General features: G+C 53.8%; 12 protein-coding genes and 1 tRNA gene. 4 read left to right on the forward strand and 9 right to left on the reverse strand.

The annotated features are described in order from the left end of the window. Nucleotides 1–68: 68 nt before the first annotated feature. Together cysS and DFO57_RS17000 are read left to right on the forward strand one after the other, a co-directional pair. On the forward strand, nt 69–1,454 hold the full coding sequence (cysS, locus tag DFO57_RS16995) for a cysteine--tRNA ligase (protein ID WP_029568509.1): 1,386 nt from the start codon (nt 69–71) through the stop codon (nt 1,452–1,454). A 42-nt stretch (nt 1,455–1,496) separates the two neighbouring features. Then, nucleotides 1,497–2,603: an AAA family ATPase gene (locus tag DFO57_RS17000; protein ID WP_029568510.1), complete on the forward strand. Its 1,107-nt coding sequence runs from the start codon at nt 1,497–1,499 to the stop codon at nt 2,601–2,603. A 28-nt stretch (nt 2,604–2,631) separates the two neighbouring features. Here the strand turns inward: DFO57_RS17000 and ybcJ are convergent, their stop codons facing one another. Both ybcJ and folD read right to left on the reverse strand, forming a co-directional pair. After that, nucleotides 2,632–2,844: a ribosome-associated protein YbcJ gene (gene ybcJ, locus DFO57_RS17005; RefSeq protein ID WP_013024949.1), complete on the reverse strand. Its 213-nt coding sequence runs from the start codon at nt 2,842–2,844 to the stop codon at nt 2,632–2,634. Continuing rightward, a complete protein-coding gene (gene folD, locus DFO57_RS17010; RefSeq protein ID WP_014593113.1) occupies nt 2,844–3,710 on the reverse strand; it encodes a bifunctional methylenetetrahydrofolate dehydrogenase/methenyltetrahydrofolate cyclohydrolase FolD in 867 nt (288 codons plus the stop codon). Before folD ends, ybcJ begins: the two co-directional genes overlap by 1 nt. Nucleotides 3,711–3,884: 174 nt before the next feature. Between folD and DFO57_RS17015 the strand changes: the two genes are divergently transcribed. Further along, nucleotides 3,885–4,388, forward strand: coding sequence for a DUF1198 family protein (locus tag DFO57_RS17015; protein ID WP_028714903.1), 504 nt, complete (start codon nt 3,885–3,887; stop codon nt 4,386–4,388). 94 nt (nt 4,389–4,482) lie between these two features. Further along, nucleotides 4,483–4,559 (forward strand) — tRNA-Arg (locus tag DFO57_RS17020). A gap of 15 nt (nt 4,560–4,574) precedes the next feature. On the opposite strand, the gene DFO57_RS17025 is transcribed toward DFO57_RS17020, so the two are convergent. The 7 genes from DFO57_RS17025 to DFO57_RS17055 all read right to left on the reverse strand — a co-directional run bounded on the left by DFO57_RS17025 (nt 4,575) and on the right by DFO57_RS17055 (nt 7,843). After that, nucleotides 4,575–5,732, reverse strand: coding sequence for a tyrosine-type recombinase/integrase (locus DFO57_RS17025; protein ID WP_369974475.1), 1,158 nt, complete (start codon nt 5,730–5,732; stop codon nt 4,575–4,577). Continuing rightward, on the reverse strand, nt 5,615–5,962 hold the full coding sequence (locus DFO57_RS23095; RefSeq protein ID WP_073991372.1) for a helix-turn-helix domain-containing protein: 348 nt from the start codon (nt 5,960–5,962) through the stop codon (nt 5,615–5,617). The genes DFO57_RS17025 and DFO57_RS23095 overlap by 118 nt, the downstream gene beginning before the upstream one ends. A gap of 100 nt (nt 5,963–6,062) precedes the next feature. Next, nucleotides 6,063–6,356, reverse strand: a complete 294-nt coding sequence (locus DFO57_RS17035; protein WP_110015538.1) for a hypothetical protein — start codon at nt 6,354–6,356, stop codon at nt 6,063–6,065. Nucleotides 6,357–6,401: 45 nt separating this feature from the next. After that, nucleotides 6,402–6,959 carry a hypothetical protein gene (locus DFO57_RS17040; protein ID WP_110015539.1) on the reverse strand — a complete coding sequence of 186 codons (558 nt, stop codon included), beginning with the start codon at nt 6,957–6,959 and terminating at the stop codon, nt 6,402–6,404. Further along, the gene (locus DFO57_RS17045) at nt 6,956–7,165 is read right to left on the reverse strand and encodes a hypothetical protein (protein ID WP_110015540.1); all 210 of its coding nucleotides are present in this window, start codon (nt 7,163–7,165) and stop codon (nt 6,956–6,958) included. Before DFO57_RS17045 ends, DFO57_RS17040 begins: the two co-directional genes overlap by 4 nt. Before the next feature lie 50 nt (nt 7,166–7,215). Then, the gene (locus DFO57_RS17050; protein WP_110015541.1) at nt 7,216–7,437 is read right to left on the reverse strand and encodes a hypothetical protein; all 222 of its coding nucleotides are present in this window, start codon (nt 7,435–7,437) and stop codon (nt 7,216–7,218) included. Beyond that, nucleotides 7,430–7,843: a hypothetical protein gene (locus DFO57_RS17055; RefSeq protein ID WP_110015542.1), complete on the reverse strand. Its 414-nt coding sequence runs from the start codon at nt 7,841–7,843 to the stop codon at nt 7,430–7,432. Before DFO57_RS17055 ends, DFO57_RS17050 begins: the two co-directional genes overlap by 8 nt. Nucleotides 7,844–7,937 lie beyond the last annotated feature (94 nt).

Genomic DNA, 7,937 nt, shown 5'->3' on the forward strand with positions numbered 1-7,937 from the left:
ATAAAAATACGGCACAATATCAGGATACTTAAAACGGTGCGTTACGCACGCTTACTACGGAAACCCCAATGCTGAAGATTTATAACACCCTGAGTCGACAAAAAGAGGAATTTACCCCTATTCATGCTGGCAAAATCGGCATGTATGTCTGCGGCATCACGGTGTATGACCTCTGTCACATTGGGCACGGGCGCACGTTTGTGGCGTTTGATGTGGTATCGCGCTATCTGCGTTACGTCGGTTTTGACGTAAATTACGTGCGCAACATTACCGATATCGACGACAAAATTATCAAGCGTGCCAACGAGAACGGCGAGAGCATCGAAACCCTGACCAATCGCATGATTGCCGAGATGCACAGCGATTTTGATGCGCTGGGCATTTTGCCGCCAGATCGGGAACCGCGCGCGACGCGCCATATTCCGGAAATCGTCGAGCTGGTGGAAAAGCTGATTGCCCGCGGTCATGCCTATGTGGCGGAAAACGGCGATGTCATGTTTGATGTGCTGAGCGATGTGGATTACGGTGCACTGTCGCGTCAGGATCTGGACCAGCTTCAGGCCGGCGCCCGCGTTGAAGTGGCGGATGTGAAGCGTAATCCCATGGATTTCGTGCTGTGGAAGATGTCTAAAGCGGACGAACCCTCATGGCCTTCACCGTGGGGCCAGGGGCGCCCGGGCTGGCATATTGAGTGTTCAGCCATGAACTGCAAACAGCTTGGCGCGCATTTCGACATCCACGGCGGCGGATCTGACCTGATGTTCCCACATCACGAAAACGAAATCGCCCAGTCTACCTGCGCCCATGATGGTCCCTATGTGAACTACTGGATGCATTCAGGCATGGTGATGATCGATCGTGAGAAGATGTCGAAGTCGCTGAATAACTTTTTCACCGTGCGCGACGTACTGCAGCATTATGATGCCGAAACCGTGCGCTATTTCCTGATGTCCGGCCACTATCGTAGCCAGCTTAACTATGGCGAAGATAACCTGAACCAGGCACGTGCGGCGCTGGAACGTCTTTATACTGCGCTGCGACACACCGATCGCAACGCGGTGGCCCACGGCGGTGAAGCCTTCGAGGCCCGTTTCCGCGAGGCGATGGACGATGATTTTAACACTCCGGAAGCCTATTCCGTGCTGTTCGACATGGCGCGTGAAGTGAACCGTCTCAAAGGCGAAGACATGACGGCAGCCAATGCGCTGGCGGCAAAGCTACGTGAAATTGCCAACGTGCTGGGCATTCTGCAGCAGGAGCCAGAAGTGTTTCTGCAAAGCAGTGCGCAGGGCAACGATGAAGAAGTGGCAGAAATCGAACGCTGGGTGAAAGCCCGTGCCGACGCACGTGCGGCAAAAGACTGGGCGCAGGCTGATGTAGCCCGCGACAAGCTGAACGCGCTTGGCGTGATTGTCGAAGATGGCCCTCTGGGCTCCAGCTGGCGACGTAAATAACGGGCAACACAGGAGAGGGCGAGTCATCGCCCTTTTTTGTTTATGACGATAAAACAGATTCACCTTCGCGGTTTCCGCTCTGTACGCGATCTGACCCTGCCGCTTCAGCAACTGAACGTGGTAAGCGGACCTAATGGCTGTGGTAAATCCAACCTGTATAAGGCCGTGCGCCTGCTGCACGAGGCCGCCAATGGTCGCCTGGCGTTAGCGCTGGCAGAAGAGGGCGGTATCCAAAAAGTCATGTGGGCAGGGGAACTGCATCGCAGCGCTCGTCGTCAGGATGCCAGCCGACTCATCCTCTCGGTCCTGATGGACGACATGGATTTTGAGCTTGCGGTGGGGTTTCCTCAGAAGCTTGAGACCAGCCTGTTTAACCTCGATCCGCTGGTCAAAGAAGAACGTATCTGGCTGAGTGGTCAGCAGCGGCGTCCCTCTTCCTGCATCATGCAGCGCACGAACCAGACCGCCTTTTTGCATAATGTAGAAGGGGAGCGCGTAAGCTATCCCGCCGTATTGCATCCCGAAGAGTCCCTGTTTGGTCAGCTCGGTGAGCCGCACCGCTATCCTGAGCTTTCTCAGATGCGTGAACGTCTGCGCCAGTGGCGCTTCTATCACGAGTTTGCCGTCTGGCCCGGTTCGCCGATTCGTGCGCCGCAGATTGGCGTGCGCGCGCCCATTCTGGCGCACGATGGCGCTAACCTCGCGGCGGCATGGGCAACCATTGTCGAGCGGGGTCATCATGAGCTGCTCTACAAGGTGACAGCGAAAGCCTTCCCTGATACCGAATTTCAGGTGGATGTCCAGAACGGCCGTTTCCAGATGCTGATGCGGCGACAGGGCATTATGCGCCCGCTGGAAAGCGCCGAGTTCTCTGACGGGACGCTGCGCTTTCTGTGCCTCGTGGTCGCACTGCTCAGCCCCCGCCCGCCTGCCTTTATGGCGCTCAACGAACCCGAGAACAGCCTGCATGAGGATTTGCTCCCGGCGCTGGCAGCGCTGATTGCTGAAGCCAGCCAGTTTAGTCAGCTGTGGATCACCAGTCACTCACCGAAGCTGGCCGCACTGATCGCGCAGCATGCAGAAGTGAATCACATTGAGCTGGAGCAGATTAACGGGGAAACGCGGATAGTTGAGGAAGAAAGGATTTAAGGTGCCCCGGGCACAGGGCACCTGACGATCAGGCAACGACAGTGATGCGCTGTCCGGCAAACTCCACCGTTTGCCCCTGAACGATTTTGCAGCGCTTACGGGTTTCAACTTCCCCATCCACCCGCACTTCACCTTCACTAATCACGACTTTGGCCTGCGCGCCGCTTTCCACCCAACCTTCCAGTTTCAGCAGGTCGCAGAGATCAACGTGTGGGAATTTACCTAAAGAAAACGTCGCCATTATGCCTGCTCTCCATCGTGAAACTCTTCACATGCCTGTAAGGTATTTTCGATTAAGGTTGCGACCGTCATCGGCCCAACGCCGCCGGGAACGGGCGTGATATAAGCGGCACGCTCAGCAGCGGCATCAAAATCCACATCACCGACGACTTTGCCGCTTTCCAGACGGTTAATCCCGACGTCGATAACAATAGCGCCCGGCTTAATCCAGTCACCTGGAATAAAGTTGGGCTTGCCTACCGCGACGATCAGCAGATCGGCGTGCTCAACGTGATGGCGCAGATCGCGAGTAAAGCGGTGCGTTACGGTCGTGGTGCAGCCCGCTAACAGCAGCTCCATGCTCATTGGACGCCCCACAATGTTCGAGGCGCCCACCACGACGGCATTCAGGCCGTAGGCATCAATGTTGTAGCGCTCCAGCAGCGTGACGATGCCGCGTGGTGTACAAGGGCGCAGCTTAGGTGCGCGCTGGCACAGGCGACCGACGTTATAGGGATGGAAGCCGTCTACGTCTTTATCGGGCGTAATGCGCTCCAGGATTTTGACGTTATCAATGCCTGCCGGGAGCGGCAGCTGCACCAGAATGCCGTCAATCTCGTTGTCGCTGTTAAGTTTATCGATCAGCTGCAGCAACTCGGCTTCGCTGGTGGTGGCGGGCAGATCGTAAGAGCGGGAGATAAAGCCCACTTCTTCACAGGCACGACGCTTACTGCCGACGTAGATCTGCGATGCAGGGTTTTCACCCACCAGAACGACTGCCAGACCCGGAGCACGTTTACCGGCTGCCAGACGTTGCTTCACTTTTTCTGCAACCTCAAGCCGTACCTGCTGCGCAATCGTTTTACCGTCAATAATTTTTGCTGCCATCAGAGCGTAAATCCACTGTGTTGAGTTTAAGTCGGGGATGGCGCCTATTTTGTCAGAAGCACGTCCGGCTGTCAGGTAGAGATTCTTGCAGCAGGGTGGTTTACGATATTTCGCCGTGACGAAAGTGTGGGTTAACGCTTATGATGCCAGACAGGGACCTTACTGGATGACGTGATGATTTGGTTAATGCTTGCCACTCTGGCTGTTGTATTTGTTGTAGGATTTCAGTTGCTGACCGCCGGTTCACGCCATGCCGCACAGGCACTCAGCAAGCGCCTGCAACTGCCGCCGGTCCATGTTGAATCGATGCTGTCGCAGATGGGTAAAGAGGCGGCGAAAGAGTTTACTGATTACATCGCGGGTGATAACGAAGCGCACTTAAACAACGGCGCGGCGGTTTTGCTGATTTGGCAGGTGCTGATTGTAGATGGCAGCGATGAAAATACCTGGCGCTGGCACAGCGTGCTAACCCGAGCCGGTTTCTCTGCCACGCTTACCCGACAGCAACTGTTGCTGGCACTGGGCTTTTTGCGCCAGTTAGAGCCCGACAGCCAGGAGCTGAATGCGCTTCGCGAGCAATACAACGCGCGCGTCACGCAGCAGGGCGTTGAGCTGGAAGGGGAAACGACAGAAGCAAGCAATCTGGTCTCGCTCAGCGCCTGGCGCGACCGTCATTAGCGCAAATTGGTTATTACCTGGGCACTCGCCGCGCCTCAGCGGCAAAAACGTTGACGTAACAGCGTTCAACCGTATAATTCGACCCAACCTCTCCGCGCCCTTAGCTCAGCTGGATAGAGCACCGGCCTTCTAAGCCGTAGGTCACAGGTTCGAATCCTGTAGGGCGCGCCAATATATTTCAATGACTTAAGCAAGCTTCAAGCCTACCTGATTTCCTCCTTGTGTCGTATTTGTGTCGTTATCACCCAAAAGTGAGTCAATTTTGCGCGCATGTTCGGTCAGGTGGTTAGGTGCCAGGTGTGCATACCTGCGTACCATTTCGATGCTTTCCCATCCTCCCATTTCCTGCAATGCAGAGAGTGGAACACCCGCCTGAATCAGCCAGCTTGCCCAGGTATGCCGTAAGTCATGAAAACGGAAATCCTCAATGCCTGCCCGCTTGAGTCCTATCCGCCACGCCGTGTTATCATCACACCGCATTTTCCTGACTGATGGCGTCCTGGTGCCGTCTGGCCTGGTCGCCTCTTTGGTGTGAACAAAAACCCATCGTGAATGCTTTCCTATCTGCTCCTTCAGCACCCGGCATGCGGTATCATTCAGCGCCACGCCAATAGCCTTGCCCGCTTTGGCGTTTTCCGGATTTATCCATGCCACCTTCCTTTGCATATCAACCTGAGTCCATTCCAGATCCAAAATGTTTGAACGGCGTAACCCGGTGGACAGCGCAAACACCACAACCGGTCTGATGCTGTCTGGCATGCAGTCGATGAGCCTGTTTGCTTCCTCTCTGGTCAGCCAGCGAATCCTTTTGCTTACGGGCTTCTTGGTCTTGATAACCGGCGCTGTCTTTATCCATCCCCATTCGTTAGCCGCGGCACGAAGAAGTGAGCGCATAAAAGAAAGGTAATGGCTTTTGGTCCCTACGCTGACGGGCCGATCTTTGTATTCAGGTACTGGCTTGCTGTCCCTTATGGCCGCGTCGCGCTGAATTTCCCATTTCCGGCGATGGTTGCGGTTGATCATCCTGCCAACAATCTTTTGCACCTCCTCGCCGGTAATAGAGGAAATATCCCGTCCTGAGAAATGGTAAAGAAAGAACTCAATCTTTACCTTGTCATCATCCAGGCTTCGCTTGTGCTCTTTCTCATCAAGCCAGCGCATGCAGGCCTCTTCGAAAGACCTGACAGGCAGGTCGCCTAACTCCTCAACCCGCCATGCCTCCGCTTTCAACCGGTCGTGCAGCTCCTGCGCTTGCTTTTTGTCCGCTGTGTTAAGCGATCGCCTAACTCTTTTGCCATTCGGGGTAAAGAAATGACAGTGCCATACCCCGCCTCTGAGGGTGATTGACATGATGGACCTCCGTTTGTGCCATCACCCATGCTCGCCGGGCGATTCTGTGATGGATTGCGAACATAATCAATACAGGCGGAGCGAAGTACCAGGTACTTGCCGCTGTCTCCACCTGTTCTGCGCGCCGGCAACTCTCCGCGGCGAATCAGGTTGCTTACGGTTCTTGCTGAAACTTTCAGGTAAAGCGCGGCCTCGGCAAGCGTCAATGGCTCGTCGTTTTCCATATCTACTCCTCAGGTGGCTTGCTGCGTTTGAATGCGTAAATCAGAGCGATGAGAAGGGCGATTGAGATTAAGTCGCCCGGGTCGGCGGTGATGTTGATGTTCACAGAATGCCTTTGCGATATTCGGCCTCTACAAAGCTTTCCTTTGATGAGGTTTCAATTACTCCTCCCAGGATTTTCCTGTTTACCTGGCCTATTGGTGAGTTAGGGTGAATATCCATTCCTTTTAGCGGAGCCAGCCTGGATTGTTCCCTATAAATCAGATCGGCCCGCTTATCACCTACCAACTTGATTACCTCATCGAAATGCTCCTCGCAGGCAACAAATCCCCGGTACTCATATGCGCTGTAGCCATCAAGTTCGGCTTTGCAGCGGCAGCACTTATATTCAGACATAACAACTCCTCACGCAGAGCGCGATAAAGGTTAATTGGGGTGGGGTCACTTCAGGGTGATGTGAGGGATTTTGCCAGCGGCTATCGAGTCGTAAACTTTTTCAATCGCGTGAATCACCGCAGTGTTATTGTAGTTCGTGGCGAAATTCCTCATTGCAGCAATAGCCTCTTCACGCTTGATATCCATTTCGTTGAGGGTTGGTCGGAACTGGCGTCGCGCTTCATCGCCGTAGTTTTCAATTGCTATTTCAACCGCATCACTTTTATCACCCTCTCGAATCACCGTAACCCATTCGGATGCGTAAACAATAATCACTGGGAGCCATGCTTTTGTGTTCTTATCCTGCCAATCACACTTAGTGCCAACCAGTGGCAGACCCTCTCCATTCCATTCAGGCTGCTTTGATGCTGCAAGGGCGGCTTCGTATTCCTCGTATGAAACGCATCCTATACCGCTGAAATTCAATCCGCCCATAAGAAATGGCGCTCGGCCTTTAGAATGGAAAACTACAGTGCCATTGATACCATTGGAGGCTACAGTTCGGTCGCCAGGCCATCCTCCAAGTTTTGGCAATTCTTTCACTAACAGCTCAAGTAAGCTCATGCCACCCTCCTATGCTGCTTAGCGCGTTCAACCTTCTCAAAATCCTCACAGCACTCTGGTGAGCAGAAGAATCCGGTCAATACCTTCTCTTCGCAGTAATGGCAGGTGCCGGTGAATTGCATCTGAGGCTTATTGCGGTTGGCTAATGCCAGGTCAATCATGTGCTGCGTGTGCTCGGCAGCTTCGTCGAGAATATCTGCGCACATAGTGGTTACTCCTGAATGAAGTCGTAAAAAAACCTGCCGGAGCAGGTTGGTTATTCGGGGATGGTTGGCTTTGTGAATAGAGGATCTGGCTTGCCGACGTATATTTCTGCTTCTTCAAGCGTGTGACAAAGGATGCCCTTAACCTCGTACGCATATGGCTCACTAAACGCCTGCCGATAAGCCAGAATCTCTTTTGCCATCTCCTTCATTTCTTCCGGCGAGTAGCAATCGTTAAGCCCTAAAATCCTATCCAATCGCTCATCACTAATCATCCTGACCTCCCGACGCTGCTGCCAGCTTGCGCAAATCAGACTCAATCTCTTCGGCCCAATCCTGCCACTCCTGAGGCAATGAGTTTTTGGCTCCTGCTATGTGATTGGCGATTCGATACAAGCCATCGCTTACAGGCTGTGCGGTGGCGTCAAGGCGCTGGACTTCAGCGAGGCATGCGTTCCATCCATAAGCTTTGGCAAGAGACAGCCCGCCAAATGTTTCAGCTGTAGCCCTTGCAGGCAACTCCACCGGGCGCAAAAGCTGAGCGGGCGGGGTGGTGTAGAGTGGAATCCATAACTGGTCTGCTTTATAGGATTCATGCGGCGTAAACATATCCGCAAATGTTCCCTTGCGAAGAGTTTCTAATTCTTCCGCATCGGTGTAGGCCACGGGTTCAGCCGTCATGACCTGCTCCCCGTTGATTAATACACCGTGATGTTAGTAATGTCTTCATAAGCCACATGAGGACATCCCCATGAAGAAGCGATTTTCCGACGAA

The sequence above is a fragment of the Pantoea sp. AG702 genome, from assembly GCF_003182295.1.
In the GTDB taxonomy this organism is placed as follows: Bacteria; Pseudomonadota; Gammaproteobacteria; order Enterobacterales; family Enterobacteriaceae; genus Pantoea; species Pantoea ananatis.